The following is a 19,069-nucleotide window of genomic DNA, read 5'->3' as shown; positions in this document are numbered from 1 at the left end:
TATGGCCAGCCTAAGATATTTATGGAAAAACCGAATCAAACACAGCCCATTCAGCAAATCTTTTATTATTAGTTGGGCTAAACGGTTATTGACTTTTCCAGAATTAGTTAAAAATAATAGAAGAAGAAAAAAACTCATTAATAACGGTGCCAATATCTCCGAAACAGCTGAAATAGGAATCGTTAATATTAATGGTAGAAAAGAAAATTTAGCAATAGATGATTTTAGTACACTAGGCAAGGTCGAAATTGCTTTGCATGATAAAGTCAGTATTGGTAAATATGTCTGCATAAATGATGGCGTAATAATTCTAAGTGCCTCTCATGATGTTTCAGATCCTTTGTGGCGACATAAAAAAGCACCAATTTCAATTGGAGATTATGCCTGGATTGCAACAAATGCAATCATACTACCAGGAGTTACTATTGGCAAAGGAGCAGTTGTAGGAGCAGGAGCAGTTGTCAGTAAAGATGTTAAAGAATATTCGATAGTAACTGGGAATCCAGCGAAAGAAATTGAAAAAAAGAGAACCGAGGTATTAAATTATAATCCTTGTGAATTTCTAGCAACAAATAACGCATGGCTAAAATGATCTTGTTTTCACATCCAACATTAAATGCAAATTCCAAAGCATTAATCAGTGGTCTTCTTAAAAATAACACGTTATATAAATTATATACTTGTATCGCTATTTTTCAGGGGCAATTGTTTTTTAAACTGGGAGAAAATCCTAAGCTAAAAGATTTAAAAAGGAGGCGTTTAGATACAAACTGGAAAGGTTTTACTGTTTCTAAATCCTTTTTTGAGTTCGGACGTTTGATTGCTTCAAAACTACGTTTGGACTATTTGGTACAACATGAAAAAGGTTTCTTTTGTATTGATAACGTTTATCATAAACAAGATAAATGGGTAGCCGATAATTTAGTTAAAGCAAAAAAGAAAGGAGTTTTTGGAGTTTATGCTTATGAAGATGGTGCACTGTCTACATTTTCGAAAGCAAAAAAAACAGGACTTTATTGCATATATGATTTGCCGATTGGGTATTGGAAAAGTGCCCGTTTATTGATGCAGAGAGAATTTGAAGTTAATCCTGATTGGGCAGAGACACTTACAGGTTTTAACGATTCTCCCGAAAAATTAAACAAAAAAGATCAAGAACTGGCTTTGGCAGATGTCATTTTTGTAGCCAGTACTTTTACCAAAAAGACTTTAGAAGAATATTCTGGAAAATTACCTGAAATAAAAGTTATTCCCTACGGATTTCCAGATGTAAAAAGTAAAAAAGAATATCTGCCACTTGTTGATAGAAAACTTAAAGTCCTATTTGTAGGCGGATTATCGCAGAGAAAAGGACTTTCTTATTTGTTTGAAGCAGTAGAAGGTTTAGAGGATAAAATTGATTTGACCATTGTGGGACATAAAGCAGTTCCCAATTGCCAAGCTCTTAATCAGGCTTTAGAACAACATAACTGGATTCCGTCATTATCTCACGATCAGATTTTGGCTTGCATGAGAGAACATGATGTATTTGTTTTTCCTTCACTTTTTGAAGGTTTCGGTTTGGTAATTACAGAAGCAATGTCACAAGGAGTTCCAGTTATAACGACAGATCGTACTGCAGGACCCGACCTAATTGATAACGGAAATGACGGATGGATTGTTCCGGCAGGATCTACAACAGCTATCAAAGAAGTATTAAACAATATTCTTGAAAAACCAGAATTGCTCAAACAATTAGGATTAGCTGCTCAAGCAAAAGCACAAAACAGACCTTGGTCGGTTTATGGTCAGGAAATGGCCGACGAACTTTCTTTATTAAAAACTTTTTAGACAATATCATTTAAGAATAACAATGAATGAACAAGAAGTAATTCCGAATTATAAATCCTTAAAAATTGCCATTTGGCTTTATTTTTTTCTTTGGATTTTTGAAGGGGCTTTACGCAAATGGATCTTACCAAGTTTGGCTACTCCGCTGTTGGTTGTACGTGATCCAATTGCTATTTACATATTGGTTAGAGCGATATATCTGAATGTGAAATTTATGACACCATACATTGTCTTTAGTTTTATTTTCACATTACTAAGTCTAGCCATTACATTGACTTTTGGTCACGGAAATTTATTTGTGGGTATTTATGGAGCAAGAATCATGTTGTTACATTTTCCTCTCATTTTTATCATCGGAAAAGTTTTTACAAAAGAAGATATACTCAAATTAGGACGCGTTCTTTTGGTACTGAATATATTCATGACCATTATTGTATACTTTCAATTTAGCAGTCCGCAAAGTGCTTTTATAAATGTTGGTATTGGAGGAGAAGGTAGCGCCGGATTCTCTGGAGCTATGGGTTTCAGCAGACCGCCGGGAACATTTTCTTTTACTTCAGGACTGTCCATTTTTTACACTGCCGTCTCCGTTTTTGTCTATTATTTTTGGTTGTCTAAAGACTCTTGTTCCAAAATTTTGCTATACGCCAGTACAATTGCTATAGTTATTGCTTTGCCACTAACAATAAGCCGTGGTGCAGTAGTAGCAGTACTGATAGTAGGGCTTTTTGCTGTTATGGCATCTGTAACGAGTGCAAAAATGCTAGGGAAATTAGTATTTACAGTTGTTGTTGTTGTTATATTGTTTTTGGTTTTACAAAACTACGTGACGGTATTTAGCCTAGGAACAGAGGTTTTTATGGATCGCGTTGATAGCGCAAACAGATCTACTGGTGCAGGTGGAGGTTTAAAGGAATCTATCCTTTTGCGAATTGTTGCCGATTTTTTAGGTCCCTTTATTGATTTTTTTGGTCACCCAATTTTCGAAGGTAATTTAGGGATGGGTACAAATGCGGGCGCACAAATGCTGACAGGAAAAGCTGTTTTTCTGGTATCAGAAACAGAGTTTGGTCGTTTGGTTGGTGAACAAGGGATAATTTTTGGAGGCGGAGTGATATTAATACGTTTAATATTGGCCTTAAGAATTGCCGTTAAATCTTGGAAATTACCAAAAGAAGATAGACTTCTGCCTTTTACTCTTTGTGGTGCAGCCTGTCCAGCATTATTTCAAGGACAATGGGCACAACCATCCGTATTAGGTTTTGCAATTATTATGGCTGGCTTAGTTATGGCAGCCTTAAATAAAGTGGATACTCCTTTAGAAAATAGCACATTATGATTAAAGATATAATCTTAGTTGGCAATTATGCGCCAGATAAGCAGTACAGCATGAAGATTTTCGAAGTATTAATGGCTAAAGGATACAGAAAAGCAAAATTTAATGTAAGTACAATTCGACCTGATGAGATTTTTAGAAAGTTGGCTTTCAACAAAAACAGTTTAATAAAATGGTTGGCCTATATAGACAAATTCGTTTTATTTCCGATCAAACTATTATTGTTGAGATTTAAAAATTTCATTTTATTCAAATCAGTTAATTACCATATTTGCGATCATTCCAATGCCTTTTATCTTTATTTTTTACCTAAAAACAAAACGATAATAACCTGTCATGATGTTCTGGCAATACGTGCTGGTTTAGGATTTTCGGGTACTTACTGTCACGCAACAAAATCGGGTCAGGTATTGCAGAAAATAATTCTGAAAGCATTATCTGGAGCTAAAAAATTAGCCACTGTATCTGATTTTACTTTGAATCAATTGATTGAAATTGATAACAAACCTGGAACAACCAAAAACTGGATTACCATTCACAATGCGATTTCTGAAAAGTTTACGCCATCGTCTGAAGATGAGGTTCATAAGGTTCTTGATAAATTTCAACAATTAAAAAATAAAGACATTATACTGCATGTTGGTTCAGATTTGGAACGAAAGAATAGGAAATTGTTAATCCACATGATTGCAGAACTGAAGAATGATTGGGATGGAATATTAGTTCTGGCAGGCGAACCATTAAACTCAGAATTAGTAGACTTAATTAAACAATTAGAGGTTTCCGACCGAATTGTACAAATACACAATCCAACAAATAACGAAATTATAGCACTGTATTCGATTTGTCAAGCCATGATTTTCCCGTCTTATTCAGAAGGATTTGGATGGCCCATAATTGAAGCACAGGCTTGCGGAGCGCCAGTTATTACAAGTAACAAAGCACCAATGATGAATGAAGTTGGCGGTAATGCAGCACTTTATGCCGATCCAGATAATCCAGATTCTTTTTTAGATCAGTTTCAAAAAATAAGGAATAAAACATTTAGAAACGAAATAGTATTGAAGGGTTATGAAAATGCCAAACGATTTGATTTTAATAATACAGTAAATCAATATGTTCAATTAATAAAAAACGAAGCGTGATAGTATTAAAAATTTTAGCCGTTTTAATGCCTTGGCCAATTAAAAGATTCATTCTCGTTCAGTTTTTTAAATATAAAATTGATCCTTCGGCAAGAATTGGATTTTCGTGGATTTATCCTAAAAAGCTTATTATGGATGCTAATTCCAGTATCGGAAATTTTAATGTAGCAGTGCATTTGGATTTAATGAAAATTGGAAAACATTCTAGCATAGCAAGAGGAAATTGGATCACTGGATTTCCTACTAATACAGATTCGAAGCATTTTGCTCATCAAAAAGACAGAAGTTCAAACCTGATTATTGGCGAACATTCTGCTATTACAAAAAATCATCATATCGATTGTACCAATATTATTGAGATTGGAAATTTTGTTACTGTAGCAGGTTACGCAAGTCAATTGCTAACACATTCGATTAATATCGAATTGAATATTCAGGATAGTCATCCTATTACAATCGGAGATTATTGTTTTGTCGGAACAGCGTCTACCATTTTAGGCGGAGCATCATTGCCTCCTTACTGTGTATTAGGAGCAAATTCATTATTGAATAAATCTTTTACGATTCCTTATCGCTTATACGGCGGGAATCCTGCAAAAGAAATCAAAGAATTGTCACAAGACTTTAAGTACTTTAATAGAGAAACGGGTTTTGTTTATTAAAGAAGAAAAAAAACAAAATAGTTTTAGAATGAAAGTAATCCACTTTATAGCAGGTATTGATAAAACAGAAGGAGGAACTACAGAGTTTATGAGATTGTTAAGTTCTGAATTAAAAAATCACATTGAGCTTGTTGTTGCTACAAGATTTTCTTCTTTCCCTATTGAAATGGAGGGAGTAAGAGTTAAATTTTTCGATACCAATATTACGCGATGGTTTGCTATGGGAAATGAGTTTTATCATTTTTTAAAAGCAGAAAAACCAGACTTAGTTCACGTTAACGGAATATGGAATCCTCAAAATTGGGGTTTTCAAAGAGCTGCTCAGAAATTAGGAATCAAAGTAATTGTTTCTCCTCATGGCATGTTGGAACCTTGGATTATGTGTAATAATTCTTGGAAAAAAAAACTAGGCTTATTTCTGTATCAAAAAAATGCTCTTAAAAAAGCAAATTATATTCATGCAACAGCGAGTATGGAATCGGCAAATATTAAGGCATTAGGTTTTAAAAATAAGATTTGTATTATTCCTAACGGCATAGATTTGAGTGATGTAAAAGATATTAAAATCAATTACGGAACTAAAAGAATGATTTTTCTATCTCGAATTCATCCAAAGAAAGGTATTGAATATTTACTGGAAGCATGGCGAAACAGCAATACTGAAGACTGGACACTCGAAATTGCTGGAAATGGAGACGAAAATTATATTCACAGTTTAATACAAAGTGCCGAAGATTTAGAAAATGTACGTTTCGTTGGAGCACTTTACGGTAATGAAAAATGGGAATTTATACGATCTGCAGACGTAATGGTACTACCTACACACAGTGAAAATTTTGGAATCGTAGTAGCTGAAGCGCTCGCGAGCGGCGTTCCTGTAATAACCACAAAAGGAACTCCTTGGGAAGATCTGGAAATTCATAAATGCGGTTGGTGGATTGATTTGTCAGTTTCGAATTTAGAAAAAACAATAAAAGATGCTTTGGAAACACCAACCCCTGTTTTAGAACAAATGGGATGGCAAGGCAGAAAACTCGTTAAAGAAAAATACGAGATAAAAACCGTCACAAACCACATCGTCGATTTATACAAAAAAATTATAATCAAATAAAAACAAATTGGACTTATCTACTTATAATCATTCTTTTAGTTTAAAAAACAAAATTTCAAGATTGATTTGGAATTGTGTTTCTATAATTGTGTTTCGCCCATTTGTTTCTCGATTATTTAAAAAATGGAGAGTTTTTGTATTGAAATGCTTTGGTGCGAAAATAGAATGGTCAACTCATATTTATGCTTCTGTTAAAATATGGGCTCCATGGAACTTGCAGATGGGAGCTAATTCTAGTTTAGGACCCCATGTAGACTGCTACAATCAAGGTCATATCACGATTGGTGCTAATACAGTAATCTCACAGAAAACCTATTTATGTGCTTCGTCTCACGATTATACAAAAACTGATTTTCCTTTAATCTTAAAACCTATCACAATCGGAAATGGTGTTTGGGTCGCTGCAGATGCCTTTATTGGACCGGGAGTTGCTATCGAAGACAACGCTGTAATTGCAGCAAGATCTGTTGTAAATAAAAAGGTTGAAAAAAATGCTATTATGGGAGGTAATCCTGCTACGCTAATTAAACTTCGAATTGTTGAATAATCAAGATTTTCTTTTAACAAAATATATAACCTCAAGAATATAAAGCTTTGGAAAATAAATTTAGTATTGTCATTTTAACTTATAATGAAGAAGATACACTTAGAGGCTGTCTGGATTCTATTAAATGGTGCGATGATATTGTTGTTATCGATAGTTTTAGCAGCGATTCGACTGTTGCAATTGCAAAAGAAAATGGCGCAAGAGTTTTTCAGAATAAGTTTTCAGATTTTGCACAACAGCGCAACTTTGCAAATGATACCGTTGACTTTAAACACGAATGGGTATTTCACCTTGATGCAGACGAACACTTCACCGATGCCTTGAGATCAGAATGCAACAAAGCTATAGAAAGTTACCAATACGGCGCTTTTTTAGTTCCTGCAAAAGAAATTCTTTGGGGAACTTGGCTAAAACATTCTGCAGGAACCGTTTATCAAATGCGTTTTCATAAACTAAGTGATGCCAGATTCGAACAGTATGGCCATGGTCAAAGAGAATGCGACCTTAAGCGAGGGCTAGGAAAATTGGACAACTCTTATGAGCACTATTTCTTTAGTAAAGGAGTTAATCAATGGTTTGTCAAACATTTACGATATGCTAGCGAAGAAGCAGAAAATGAAAAAAACGTTAGCCTGAGAAAAATACCTTTTGGAAAATTGATTTCTGGAGAATCTCACGAGAAAAGAAGAGTTTTAAAAGCTTTAAGTTATAAAATACCATGCAGGCCTTTATTCAAATTTTTCTACATGTACATATTTAAACTGGGCTTTTTGGATGGTAAAGTTGGTTTTAAATTCTGTGTAATGAAAAGTATTTACGAGCAATTTATTATTCTGAAAAAATTCGAATCAGAATGGAATAACTAATAAGTTTTAAGAGCAACAAAAAAAGATAAACAATTAAAAAATTAAAGATGAATATAGCATTTAATGTTAATAGATTAGCAATGATTGGTCTTGGTGTAACCTTGAAATCTTTATTAGACAACTGTTCTGATCCTAGTAAAATCAATATTTATATATTATGTTCAGATTTAAATATAGAGGATAAATCAAATATTCAAAAATTGCTTTTGAAATATGGTTTAAATGAAATTAAGTTGATAGACTTTGATGTAAATGAGCATTTCGGAACCTTTAGTTCTTTGCAAGGAGATTTGACAACGTATGGAAGATTGTTGTTGCAGGATTATGTGAAAGGAGATACTGTTTTATATCTGGATGCAGATTTGGTAGTCGAACTAGATGTTTTATCATTAGAAGGTTTTGATTTTCAAGGAAAAGGAATCGCCGCTGTAGATGGAGGAAAAATGAGCGCTGCACTCGATCATCCGTTTTTATGCAATGAGATTGGACTAGGTATGGATCTGACGGTGTTTAACGCAGGTATCATTTTGTTTAATCTAAAATATTGGCGCGAAAAAGATATTAAAAAACAATGCCTAGCTTTTGGAAAAAAGTATACAACTAAATTAAGATCGCATGATCAAACCATATTAAACGCATTTTTTGCCGGAAATTTTGCTTTTCTGCCTTTAGAATTTAACATGCCCTGGTTTGCACAAAATAAAAGACCAGAAGCAAAAAAAGTTATTCTTCACTTTGTTGGATCCCCAAAACCTTGGGATGTACTTGGAAAATATGTTCACAGAGGATATGCCGTTTGGAAAAGTTACTTAAATGCCGATTGGGAAAAAGCTTATTACCATTATAATCAAGGTGAATTTTTAAGAGCGTGGCATATCAGAAGATCATATGCGAGATTATTGCTCTTAAAAATGAAATCAAAAAATTAAAAGGGTTTAGAAATAGGAATTTTATATAAGCTTTAAAAATATTCGAATGAAAAAAATACTGATAACTGGTGGTGCTGGATTTGTAGGTTCACATTTATGCAAAAGATTACTGAATGAAGGAAACGAAGTAATATGTCTGGATAATTATTTTACAGGAGCTAAATCTAATATTATTGATTTATTAGACAATCCGTATTTCGAAATGGTTCGTCATGATATTACAGAACCTTATTATGCTGAGGTCGACGAAATTTACAATTTGGCATGTCCTGCTTCTCCAGTACATTATCAATATAATCCGATCAAAACAATTAAGACTTCGGTTATGGGAGCTATAAATGTTTTAGGATTAGCAAAGCGTGTTAATGCCAAAGTATTACAGGCAAGTACAAGTGAAGTTTATGGTGATCCTCTTGTACATCCTCAAACCGAAAATTATTGGGGGCATGTTAATCCAATTGGTATTCGCTCTTGTTATGATGAAGGAAAACGTTGCGCCGAAACTTTATTTATGGACTATCACAATCAGAATAAAGTGGCTATTAAAATCATCAGAATTTTTAATACCTACGGTCCAAACATGAATCCGGCAGACGGAAGAGTGGTTTCCAATTTTATTGTACAGGCATTACAAGGAAAAGATATTACCATTTTTGGAGATGGTATGCAAACCCGCTCTTTTCAATATGTTGATGATTTAGTAGAAGGAATTATTAGAATGATGAATTCAGATCCTGCTTTTCTTGGACCCGTAAACCTTGGAAATCCTAATGAGTTTACAATGTTGGAATTAGCAGATGCTATTATTGAATTGACAGGATCGAAATCAAAAATTATTCATCTTGATCTGCCAAAAGACGATCCAAAACAAAGACAGCCTGATATTTCTTTAGCAAAAGAAAAACTTAATGGTTGGGAACCTAAAATTCAATTACGTGAAGGTTTAACTTCTACGATAAATTATTTTGACAAGCTTTTATTGAACCAATAAAAGGCTTTTTTTTAACAAAATCCCCTGATTTCTTTCAACTGCTTTTTTTCTCAATTTCCTTATTAAGGAAACAGATTCTACAACACTTTATTTTCAAAGTGGCTTTTTTGTGCTTTTAACGAGTATTGTGGTGCTTCATCGAGAACTTTTTCTAGTAAAATACCTTTGTTTTAATTTTATCTTGAAATTGTGAAACAGCAGTTAACTACACAAGAATATTTATAAAATGAAAAAATAATTATTATGAGAGTTACTATAATCACAGTATGTTACAATCGCAAAAACACGATTGAAAAAGCGATTAAAAGTGTATTGGAACAAAATTATGATAATATCGAATATATTATTATAGACGGCAATTCTAAAGATGGAACAAAACAAATTATTGAGTCCTATAAAGATAGAATAAGCCAATACATTTCGGAACCTGACAAAGGAATGTATGATGCAATAAACAAAGGATTAAAATTAGCCACAGGAGATGTAATTGGGTTAATGCATTCTGATGATGAGTTTTTTGATAGAAAAGCCATTTCAAGAATTGTAGCCCGTTTTCAAAACGAGGCAAATATAGACGGTGTTTATGGTGATGGAGTTTATGTTTCAAATGATGAAGACGAACGTTTGATCAGAGATCGAATAGGAGGTGTTTTTAACATAAAGAAAGTAAAAGAAGGCTGGCTGCCATTGCATCCGACAGTATATTTAAAGAAAAGCATAATCGAAAAACATGGTTTGTATAACCTTGACTTTAAAATTGCTTCGGATACAGAATTCTTACTTCGCTATTTATACAAATATAGAATCAATATGAGTTATATCGATTCTTATATCGTAAAAATGAGAATGGGAGGTATGAGCACCAGTTTTAAAAGGGCTTTCGAAGTTTTGAAAGAAGACTATAAAATTTATAAATATCACAATTTAGCTGCAATGGAAACAGTATTTCTTAAAAAAACAATTGCGTTAAAACAATATATAGTTCAATAAGAAAGAATGCAGCTGGCTTTTAATTTTTTAGAAAATATAAAGCAGAATTAAAAAGGTTGTGAAGACAATTTATCCAAAGATCATTATAAGACAAGCTATTATAAATAGAAAAAAGTGAATACAGGTTTAGTTTAAGACACATATCATAAAGGGGTTATTGAGCGCTGAATAGTTTTCATTTTATTTCAAATCAAATAAGAGTAATCAAAGAATACTAATATATACCACAATTAACATGAAGAAAATTTTCCTTTCGATAATCTTATTGCCTTTATTGATGCTTGAATCTTGCACTACCAAAAAACAAATGTTGTATTTACAAGATTTAGATAAGTATGCAAATTCGACGATAAATTATACTTCGCCAAAAATACAGCCTAACGATATTTTAAAAGTTGAAGTAGGTGATCTTAATCCGTTAGTAGCGGCTCCTTTTAATATCAATAATGGAAATATCGGTACACAAAATTCTGTAGATATGATGAAATTATCAGGATATCTGGTTAATCCACAGGGTACTATAATGATGCCGATTTTGAATGAAGTTAAAGTAGGAGGTTTAACACCAGCCAACGCAGAAATCAAGATAAAAGAACGTCTTATAAACGAGAATTATTTAGTAAATCCAACCGTACAGGTTAGAGTTCTCAATAATAAATTCACCATTCTGGGAGAGGTAAATGGTCCTGGGGTAAAATCTTTTACAGAAGAGTCAATCAGTTTTCTGGATGCATTAGGAATGGCTGGAGATTTAACGTATTCAGCAATTCGAACAGACATAAAACTGATCAGAGAAGTTGACGGAAAACGTTTGGTTTTTCATGTTGATTTGACTAGTGCTTCCTGGATGTCTAATCCGAATTTTAGAATCAGACAAGGAGACGTAATCGTAGTAACTCCAAATAAACTGAAAGCAAATAGTGGAGGATTAATCAAAGATCCATTGCAGTTAATTGGTATTGTAGCTTCTGTTGCTGCATTGGTTATAGTAATTGCAAAATAAAAATTGACGAAATATAAAAGATTATTTCAGAATTAGATTTTAAATGTACTCATGGTTATTAATGCGACTGCATCTTATTAATTAAAAAGTTATGGATTTAAAAAAAGAATTTTTAAAGTATTTTCAATATTGGCCTTGGTTTTTGCTTAGCTTGATTGTATTTATGGGAGCTGCCTATATTTTTATCAAAATAGTGCCGCCAACATACGAGTCTTCAGCTATGATTTATATTGACAAAAAGCAAGAAGATGAAACAAAAATAATTAGGATTAGTACAGATAAAAAAAGCGGTGAGGAGAATCTGGAAGATGAAATAAGATTGATCACTTCAAATGAATTTTTATTGGATGTAGTAAAAAATCTAAATCTAAATTTTGACTATTTCGAAAAGGTATTTACAGTACAAAATAATTATGTAAATGAAGTTCCTTTTGTTTTAATACCTACGGTTTCTAGAGATTCATTACCACACGTTTCTTATGAAATTAAAGTTGAAAAAGGAGGTTTTACCTTAACAAATCCTGAAACAGAAAAAACGTATACTGCAAAAGGATATGATAGCAAAGAAGCAATTCCAGGACTACCATTTACAATTCAATTATCGGCTAAGGCAAAGAAAAATCCATCCCTTTATTTTGATAACGAATACAAAGTAAATATTGTACCAACAGGCGAAGCGCTAAAAACCTTAAAGTCTTCTCTTGTTGTAATGGCTGATGAAAATGCAAAAGGTGTAATCGAATTAAAACATACAGGTTCTAGTCCAGATCGTTCTAGAAAAATATTGAGCGAAATTATTGTTGAACTTGACAAAAGTATTGTAGTCAACAAACAAAAAGTATTTAGAAATACAGTTTCCTATTTAAATCAAAGAATAAAAAGCTTTAGCAAAGAAAAAGATTCTATTGAAAGCGTAAAGGAACAGTATTTACAAAATAATGATATCGGGGTAATGGAGAATTACATTACCGAAAAAACGGCAGATAGAAGTCAGAAAAAAGAGAGTTCTATGCTGAACGAAAAACAAATATCGCTTGCGAGTTTTGCTTTAAACGATATCAAACAATCTGGTGCTACGCAAACTTTAGGAACCGACTATAATTTAGAATCTCCTATTGTCAATCAGATGCTGGTAAATTATAATACCAAGCTTATGGACAGCCAGTTAATATTGCAGAGAGCATCAAGTAACAATCCTGCATATATTGCTTTAATGACGCAGTTAAAGGTTCAGAAACAAGAAATAATAAATACTCTAGCAGGATATTTAAACTTTCTGAATCAAAACAATAAAGCCAATAAAACAGAACAAAGTATTGCCGAAGCAAAAGTGAAAAGCATTCCGACAAAAGATAAAGTACTGGGTAACATCAACAGTAATCTTAATATGAAGGAAGAAACTTATGTGGCTTTATTGCAAAAGAAAGAAGAAGCAGTTTTAAATGGTGCAATCTTAGAGTCTAATTTGAAAACGTTAAATGCACCCGAAACGAATTATTCAGCAATTTTTCCACAGCCTAAAGCTTTTATGTTAGGAGCCTTTATGTTTGGTTTATTGCTTCCTTTCGGAATTACTTATATGCGTTTGTTTTTGGATACCAAAATTCATAATGAAGAAGATATTCAAAAGATAATTAAAGATATTCCGATTCTAGGACATATTCCTAAAATAAGCCTTAATGATAAGTTGGACAATACAGCAACTTCTCGTTCTTTGATTGCTGAAGCATCCCGCGCCTTGGTTTCTAATATTTCTTATTTGATGCCTAGAAAGAAAGAAAGTAAAGGAAGTGTGATACTTTACACATCATCGATTCAGGGAGAAGGAAAATCATTCTGCGCTTTTCATAATGCAATTACAGTAAGTAATCTTAATAAAAAAGTATTGCTAATTGGTGTCGATTTAAGAAACCCTCAATTACATGATTATTTCAGTGTAAAGAGAAATGTATCCGGACTTTCTGATTTCTTAGCCAATAAAGATGATGATTGGAAAAAATTCCTTCAGAAAGACGATAAGTTTTCTAAAAATCTAGATGTTTTATTTGCGGGAGAAGCACCTCCAAATCCTTCTCAATTGATCACCAATTCGAATTTCGAATCATTGATAGAAGAAGCCAGAACCATTTATGATTATATCATATTAGATTCTGCTCCAGTACAAATAGTATCAGATACACTTAATTTCAGTTATCTGGCAGATGTCACCGTGTTTGTAGTAAAATATGATTATACAGATAAAAGTAATTTAGTTCACGCTGGCAATTTTATTAAAAAAGAACAGCTTAAAAACGTTGGAATTGTGATTAATGGCGTAAACATGAAAACGGCATACGGATACGGTTATGGCGTAAGTTACGGTTACCATTATCAAGAAGCTAAAGTAAAGAAACCTTGGTACAAAAGAAGTCTTACTGTAAAAGAAGCTTAAGAGTAAAAAGGCTATTTACTAAAATTAAATAATATAAAATGTTTCATAAAATAGTTCTGGTACTATTGTTTTTGGTTGTTTGTATGGTCTTTTATTTTTCGTGGCTTTCAGATCCTAGTTTATCTACTGAGACCTATTTGCCCGGATGGCTTTTAAATTGGAGTAATCATTATTACAATTTGCGTACAGCTGTTCCTTTTGTAGCTGTAGGGTTTCTATTAGAATTATATACAGAGCAGAATACTATAAATGAAGTAAATAATAATAAAAAAATAAATTTCATACAAAACATCATCATTGCGGCGGTAATCGTTAGCGTAGCAGAAGGAGGGCAGTTTTTAATTCAGAGAAGAAGTCCCGATTTAATGGATATTTTTTATGGAATTGTTGGAAGTTTAATAGGAGCGTTAAGTTACAATTTATTGAAAAAGATAAAAAATGCGAAACAGACATAAATTTACTTTCATAATGTGCTGTGCTATTGCCGATATGATTGCGATGGTAATTGGGACAATGATATTTTTGAATTTTGCAACTGAAGAAAGTGTGGGTTGGAATGGTTTGTTTCTCAATAAAATGATTCCAATAACGATTTTAGGCTGGCTGTTTTCAGTTACTTATTTTCAGTTATACAGAGTAGACGTTCTTTTTAGTTTAGATGAATTTTTCCGCAATAGCTGGAGAGCCTTCTTTACACAGAGAATTTTATGGCACAGTTACATTTTTATTTTTCAAGATGATGTGCTGTACAATTTTGGAAGCAAGGCAAATTTATTTCAACTAAGTTTTTTATTGTCATATTTTCTCTTATCCAGAATTTTGTTTACGCTGGTGATTGGAAAAATAAAAGGCTGGGTTTTTAAACAATATACTGTTGCCATATGGGGCTTTAATAAAACGAGTATCGAGTTGGCTTCTCATTTAGAAAACAATTCCTTTTTTATCAACTTTCTAGGAATTCTTAACGAAAATTCGTCAACAGAATTTACAAGTAATAAGGAGTTTACTCTAGCACTGTCAGAAGCAATTAATGATGCGTCGAGAAACGATATTAACGAATTGTATATTGTCTCTAAACCTGATTTTATTTCAGATTTGAATTATTTCTTTGAACTTGGTGATAAACATTGTATGCGTTTAAAGTTTGTTCCAGATTTTTCATCCATATCAAAGAAACATTTTAATTCGAGCCACTTAAATAATTTTCATGTTATAAAGCCTCGTTTTGAGCCTTTACAAAATGCTTACAACAGACTTGCTAAGAGAATATTCGATCTTGTGTTCAGCATTTTGGTGATTGTTTTCATCTTGTCGTGGTTGTATCCTTTACTGGCCTTTATAATTAAAAAACAAAGCAAAGGACCTGTTTTATTCAAACAAATGCGAACAGGAAAAAAAAATCAGGAATTCTGGTGTTATAAATTTCGAAGCATGTATGTGAATATGGGCGACGAAACGCAACAAGCACAAAAAGGAGACAGCAGGGTAACTCCAATCGGAAAATTTATTCGCCGAACTAGTTTAGACGAAATGCCTCAGTTCTTTAATGTATTGATCGGAAATATGAGTGTCGTAGGACCACGACCTCATATGATTAAGCACACATCTGACTACAATGACCATATCAATAATTTTATGGTACGTCATTTTGTGAAACCAGGAATTACTGGTCTGGCTCAGGTTTCGGGCCTTAGAGGAGAAACCAAAAAAGTATCTGATATGAAACGACGCGTTACAACCGATATAGAATATGTACAACGCTGGAGCTTGATAAAAGATATTAAGATTTGCTTCTTAACGGTTATTGTAACCCTGAAAGGAGATAAAAATGCTTTTTAAAATAAACTTCAAAAATAAACTCAAGATTAAAACTTAAAAATAAACTAATAACTAATAATCATGGACATTACTAATTACCTTATAGGTTTACTTACTGGAGTTTCAGTAACAACCTTTTTCATTGGAAAAGAGTGGTATAAATATTATACTAAATACACTATCCAACAGAAACAATTAGATCGAGTTCTGAAATTGAACGATAAAATTAAAAAACTGAAAGACTACAGCCAAGCAGAAGCTCAAAACATGAATGTTGGAGTGTAGTACTGTTTTTCAATTTTAATTAAACAATCGCTTATGGATTTATAGAAATCCAATAAGTCTGATACTTTCATGAATTGAAAGAATGTATTTATTTTCTATTTTTTGCTAAAATATTTTAGTGAAAATCGGCTTTGATAAAAAAGTTAAAACCATTATATAGTTAACTTTGATGATGAGTCTGATGTTTGTCGGACTCATCACTTTTTGGTTTTTATTAAAGCTTTAGCTCCTCTAAATTTTATAGCTGCTTATTTTTCGTCCGTTTAAGATACACCTACAATCTTAATTTATAATGGACCTTCTTTTTCTATTTCCCCCCAAATCTAATTTTGTGTTGTTTTAGGTTTAAGTAAAAACTTAAATCATTTAGTTGTATTATATCTTGTAATTAAAGTTCCTTTTTTCTTTGAAAGATTTCTTTACATATAGGCGGTTAGCTCATATTTGGATCATTTTATTCATTCATCGGATAAAATGGAAAACCAATATAATAAAATACTTTTTGCTCTTCTCTTCGAAGAGTAAAAGACATATTTTATTTCTAACCAAAGTTCCAACATGACCAATAGCGGAACTAAAAACCAATATGACTTAGTAAAAAAGTAAAAGCTAATTTTTAAGAGATGATTAAAAAAGAAAAAGTTTTAGTTCGCGATAACAAAGGGATTTTTTTAAAGATGTTTAAACGAAAGTTCAAAAATGAATTTGAATTTTGCGAAGAATCCTTTTTGCTACAAAATGAAAAAACATCAAAAGGTTTTGATCATTCTGTATTCGTCGTTTACGAATATTCTGAACTATTGGATTTTTTTGAATTAGATGGAATCAATACCAATTTTATGGTTTGTTTGTTTAGTAAACATCTCTACAATAGTTTATCTCGAATAGAAGAAATCAAGGATTTAATTTTGATTGATGCTTCAAAAACAAAAACCGAAATTTTTGAAGATCTTAAATTATGTTTTAAAAATTCGTCGGGTTTAATTCCGCAATTATCCAATAAAAACTTTTCAAAATCAAAGATGCCTAAAAAGCAATTAGAAGTATTGCAAAGAGCTTTGTATTTCATGATGTAAAAAGATAGGCTGAATGCATAGCTCAGCAGGTTAGAGTCCCCAATTTTATGTTGGGGCGGTCGAAGGTTCGAATCCTTCTGCGTTCACAAAAGTCACTCCAACGAGTGGCTTTTTTTATTTTGTAGCAAGTTGTAAAACCGTAAAAATGATTTTAGAAAAATATAAAAGTGTAACGGAATACAAAGTATATTTGCAACTTGTAATTTATTGCTGTCTTCTTTAGCAGAAATTATTTCAATAACTTCATAATGTCACAAAAAACAAAATCCATATATACGCTGCAATTCATATTGCTTTGTATGAGTTCTCTTTTATTCTCATCCAGTTTTAATATGATTATTCCAGAGCTGCCGAGTTATTTAACTAGTTTAGGAGGTGCAGAATATAAAGGCTTTATTATATCGCTTTTTACGCTTACAGCTGCTATCTCGAGACCTTTTAGTGGTAAACTGACAGATAAATGGGGGCGTGTTCCCGTAATGGCTGTAGGATCTATAGTTTGTTTGATTTGTGGATTTTTGTATCCGGTTTTAAGTTCTGTTTCGGGATTTCTTTTTTTACGCTTAGTTCATGGTTTTTCGACAGGATTTAAACCAACTGCAACTTCAGCTTATGTTGCAGATATTATTCCGCAGGAACGCTGGGGAGAAGCATTAGGGATGCATGGTTTGTGTTTTAGTATCGGAGGTGCTTTAGGACCAGCTTTAGGAGGTTGGGTTGTAAACGCTTACGGAATTGACGTTATGTTTTACAGTTCTTCGTTTCTGGCTTTTTTGTCTATTGTCATTGTAATGAATATGAAAGAGACTTTAGAAACAAAAGAAAAACTACACAAATCAATGTTTTATATTGGTAAAAAAGACATTATTGATCGTGGAGCACTTCCTGCGGGAATTATTACATTCTTTTCCTATACCGCTTTTGGACTTATATTAACTTTAATTCCGGATTGGAGCGAACATTTGGGCGCAGAAAATAAAGGAATATTTTTTACAGCTTTTACTGTTGCCTCAGTTATGATGAGGTTTGGAGCAGGAAAAGTTTCTGATAAACACGGAAGAACCAATGTAATGCTGGTTGGACTTGTCATAACTTCTATTGCATTATTTGTAATTAGTGAAGGAACCAATATCAATATGCTTTTAATTGGCGCTGGTCTTTACGGAATGGGAACCGGAATACTATCACCATCAATAAACGCTTGGACTATTGATTTAAGTAATCCTGAACATCGTGGAAAAGCAATTGCTACCATGTATATCTCAATGGAAATCGGAATTGGTTGCGGTGCTTTGTTAGGAGGCAGTTATTATAGCGATCATATTATGCGTATTCCACAGATATTCAAAATAGATATTTTAATCTTATTGGCCGGAATCCTCTATCTTTTATATTGGAAAAGAAAAAATGTAAAGCAAAAAATGTAGAAATAAGTAGTTTTTAAAATTCGGTAAAAAAACGTACATTAGTGTAAAAGCTTACCATTAAGCCCTAATTTAAATCATAAAAATGTACTTTAAATACCTATTCGCTTATTTTATTTTGTTTTCAATTGTTGCAAATTCCCAAATTGTAGAAGAAAAAAAGAACTTTCGTGCAGCAGATTCACTTTTAAAAGAACATAGTTTTTCTGTTCATAGAGACAATTACTTTTTAACTGGTATCCCTTTAAATGAAGCCGTTACACGCAATTCTGCAGATGTAAAATATCAAGTTAGTTTTAAGCTTAGACTCAACTCAAAACCATTATGGGGAGGTTTCTTTCCTTATCTAATGTACACTCAAAAAGCTTTTTGGGATATTTATGCCAGCTCAAAGCCATTTTCAGAAATTAATTTTAATCCAGGAGTTGCTATCGTTCGCCCTTTTTATTTAAAAGGTGGAAGACTTACTTACGGAACAATTTCAATGGAACACGAATCAAACGGACGTGATTCTATTTACTCCAGAACCTGGAACATGCTGGCTTTTTCTCTAAAATCGCAAGTTTCTCCAAGATGGACCGTTGGTATACGAGGATGGATTCCATTAGTAGATAAAGAAGATAAT

19 protein-coding genes and 1 tRNA gene are annotated in these 19,069 nt (G+C 32.7%); all 20 read left to right on the top strand.

The genetic code is table 11. From position 1 onward, the window contains the following. Position 1: 1 nt before the first annotated feature. On the top strand, positions 2-592 hold the full coding sequence (locus tag VGE71_RS18155) for an acyltransferase (RefSeq protein WP_331139572.1): 591 nt from the start codon (positions 2-4) through the stop codon (positions 590-592). Beyond that, positions 580-1,830, top strand: coding sequence for a glycosyltransferase family 4 protein (locus VGE71_RS18150; protein WP_331139571.1), 1,251 nt, complete (start codon positions 580-582; stop codon positions 1,828-1,830). Before VGE71_RS18155 ends, VGE71_RS18150 begins: the two co-directional genes overlap by 13 nt. A gap of 22 nt (positions 1,831-1,852) precedes the next feature. Next, entirely contained in the window at positions 1,853-3,169 is a 1,317-nt protein-coding gene (locus tag VGE71_RS18145) for a hypothetical protein (protein WP_331139570.1), read from the top strand. Next, complete coding sequence (locus tag VGE71_RS18140; protein WP_331139569.1) at positions 3,166-4,311, top strand: glycosyltransferase family 1 protein; 1,146 nt, start codon at positions 3,166-3,168, stop codon at positions 4,309-4,311. The genes VGE71_RS18145 and VGE71_RS18140 overlap by 4 nt, the downstream gene beginning before the upstream one ends. Continuing rightward, positions 4,308-4,973, top strand: a complete 666-nt coding sequence (locus VGE71_RS18135; protein ID WP_331139568.1) for an acyltransferase — start codon at positions 4,308-4,310, stop codon at positions 4,971-4,973. The genes VGE71_RS18140 and VGE71_RS18135 overlap by 4 nt, the downstream gene beginning before the upstream one ends. A gap of 28 nt (positions 4,974-5,001) precedes the next feature. Beyond that, positions 5,002-6,084 carry a glycosyltransferase gene (locus VGE71_RS18130; protein ID WP_331139567.1) on the top strand — a complete coding sequence of 361 codons (1,083 nt, stop codon included), beginning with the start codon at positions 5,002-5,004 and terminating at the stop codon, positions 6,082-6,084. A gap of 7 nt (positions 6,085-6,091) precedes the next feature. Further along, on the top strand, positions 6,092-6,631 hold the full coding sequence (locus VGE71_RS18125) for a putative colanic acid biosynthesis acetyltransferase (RefSeq protein ID WP_331139566.1): 540 nt from the start codon (positions 6,092-6,094) through the stop codon (positions 6,629-6,631). Between the two features lie 47 nt (positions 6,632-6,678). After that, positions 6,679-7,497 carry a glycosyltransferase family 2 protein gene (locus VGE71_RS18120; protein ID WP_331139565.1) on the top strand — a complete coding sequence of 273 codons (819 nt, stop codon included), beginning with the start codon at positions 6,679-6,681 and terminating at the stop codon, positions 7,495-7,497. Between the two features lie 47 nt (positions 7,498-7,544). After that, positions 7,545-8,426 (top strand): glycosyltransferase family 8 protein, encoded by an 882-nt coding sequence (locus VGE71_RS18115; protein ID WP_331139564.1) that lies wholly within the window; start codon positions 7,545-7,547, stop codon positions 8,424-8,426. A 46-nt stretch (positions 8,427-8,472) separates the two neighbouring features. After that, positions 8,473-9,417: a UDP-glucuronic acid decarboxylase family protein gene (locus VGE71_RS18110; protein WP_331139563.1), complete on the top strand. Its 945-nt coding sequence runs from the start codon at positions 8,473-8,475 to the stop codon at positions 9,415-9,417. Positions 9,418-9,660: 243 nt separating this feature from the next. Then, positions 9,661-10,407, top strand: coding sequence for a glycosyltransferase family 2 protein (locus VGE71_RS18105; protein ID WP_331139562.1), 747 nt, complete (start codon positions 9,661-9,663; stop codon positions 10,405-10,407). A gap of 235 nt (positions 10,408-10,642) precedes the next feature. Further along, positions 10,643-11,410 carry a polysaccharide biosynthesis/export family protein gene (locus tag VGE71_RS18100; RefSeq protein WP_331139561.1) on the top strand — a complete coding sequence of 256 codons (768 nt, stop codon included), beginning with the start codon at positions 10,643-10,645 and terminating at the stop codon, positions 11,408-11,410. 91 nt (positions 11,411-11,501) lie between these two features. Beyond that, positions 11,502-13,841 carry a GumC family protein gene (locus tag VGE71_RS18095; protein WP_331139560.1) on the top strand — a complete coding sequence of 780 codons (2,340 nt, stop codon included), beginning with the start codon at positions 11,502-11,504 and terminating at the stop codon, positions 13,839-13,841. A 38-nt stretch (positions 13,842-13,879) separates the two neighbouring features. After that, positions 13,880-14,296: a VanZ family protein gene (locus VGE71_RS18090; protein WP_331139559.1), complete on the top strand. Its 417-nt coding sequence runs from the start codon at positions 13,880-13,882 to the stop codon at positions 14,294-14,296. After that, positions 14,280-15,680, top strand: a complete 1,401-nt coding sequence (locus VGE71_RS18085; protein ID WP_331139558.1) for an exopolysaccharide biosynthesis polyprenyl glycosylphosphotransferase — start codon at positions 14,280-14,282, stop codon at positions 15,678-15,680. The genes VGE71_RS18090 and VGE71_RS18085 overlap by 17 nt, the downstream gene beginning before the upstream one ends. Before the next feature lie 60 nt (positions 15,681-15,740). Beyond that, the gene (locus tag VGE71_RS18080; RefSeq protein ID WP_331139557.1) at positions 15,741-15,944 is read left to right on the top strand and encodes a hypothetical protein; all 204 of its coding nucleotides are present in this window, start codon (positions 15,741-15,743) and stop codon (positions 15,942-15,944) included. 623 nt (positions 15,945-16,567) lie between these two features. Further along, entirely contained in the window at positions 16,568-17,020 is a 453-nt protein-coding gene (locus VGE71_RS18075) for a hypothetical protein (RefSeq protein ID WP_144219069.1), read from the top strand. Between the two features lie 11 nt (positions 17,021-17,031). Next, a tRNA-Lys gene (locus tag VGE71_RS18070) sits at positions 17,032-17,106 on the top strand. A 162-nt stretch (positions 17,107-17,268) separates the two neighbouring features. Beyond that, positions 17,269-18,447 carry an MFS transporter gene (locus tag VGE71_RS18065; protein ID WP_331139556.1) on the top strand — a complete coding sequence of 393 codons (1,179 nt, stop codon included), beginning with the start codon at positions 17,269-17,271 and terminating at the stop codon, positions 18,445-18,447. Positions 18,448-18,529: 82 nt separating this feature from the next. Next, positions 18,530-19,069, top strand: a 540-nt coding sequence (locus tag VGE71_RS18060) for a phospholipase A (RefSeq protein ID WP_331139555.1), incomplete at its 3' end; no start/stop codon positions are given.

Origin of the sequence: Flavobacterium sp. (assembly GCF_036405015.1) — a bacterium.
Lineage (GTDB): Bacteria > Bacteroidota > Bacteroidia > Flavobacteriales > Flavobacteriaceae > Flavobacterium.
The sequence above is the reverse complement of the archived record's forward strand: the minus strand, read 5'-3'. Positions and strand labels throughout refer to the sequence as shown.

Bases quoted from the DNA above. Each gene is read 5' to 3' on its own strand.
- VGE71_RS18155 (WP_331139572.1), top strand. From the start codon at position 2: ATGGCCAGCCTAAGATATTTATGGAAAAACCGAATCAAACACAGCCCA.
- VGE71_RS18150 (WP_331139571.1), top strand. From the start codon at position 580: ATGGCTAAAATGATCTTGTTTTCACATCCAACATTAAATGCAAATTCC.
- VGE71_RS18145 (WP_331139570.1), top strand. From the start codon at position 1,853: ATGAATGAACAAGAAGTAATTCCGAATTATAAATCCTTAAAAATTGCC.
- VGE71_RS18140 (WP_331139569.1), top strand. From the start codon at position 3,166: ATGATTAAAGATATAATCTTAGTTGGCAATTATGCGCCAGATAAGCAG.
- VGE71_RS18130 (WP_331139567.1), top strand. From the start codon at position 5,002: ATGAAAGTAATCCACTTTATAGCAGGTATTGATAAAACAGAAGGAGGA.
- VGE71_RS18115 (WP_331139564.1), top strand. From the start codon at position 7,545: ATGAATATAGCATTTAATGTTAATAGATTAGCAATGATTGGTCTTGGT.
- VGE71_RS18110 (WP_331139563.1), top strand. From the start codon at position 8,473: ATGAAAAAAATACTGATAACTGGTGGTGCTGGATTTGTAGGTTCACAT.
- VGE71_RS18105 (WP_331139562.1), top strand. From the start codon at position 9,661: ATGAGAGTTACTATAATCACAGTATGTTACAATCGCAAAAACACGATT.
- VGE71_RS18100 (WP_331139561.1), top strand. From the start codon at position 10,643: ATGAAGAAAATTTTCCTTTCGATAATCTTATTGCCTTTATTGATGCTT.
- VGE71_RS18095 (WP_331139560.1), top strand. From the start codon at position 11,502: ATGGATTTAAAAAAAGAATTTTTAAAGTATTTTCAATATTGGCCTTGG.
- VGE71_RS18090 (WP_331139559.1), top strand. From the start codon at position 13,880: ATGTTTCATAAAATAGTTCTGGTACTATTGTTTTTGGTTGTTTGTATG.
- VGE71_RS18085 (WP_331139558.1), top strand. From the start codon at position 14,280: ATGCGAAACAGACATAAATTTACTTTCATAATGTGCTGTGCTATTGCC.
- VGE71_RS18080 (WP_331139557.1), top strand. From the start codon at position 15,741: ATGGACATTACTAATTACCTTATAGGTTTACTTACTGGAGTTTCAGTA.
- VGE71_RS18075 (WP_144219069.1), top strand. From the start codon at position 16,568: ATGATTAAAAAAGAAAAAGTTTTAGTTCGCGATAACAAAGGGATTTTT.
- VGE71_RS18065 (WP_331139556.1), top strand. From the start codon at position 17,269: ATGTCACAAAAAACAAAATCCATATATACGCTGCAATTCATATTGCTT.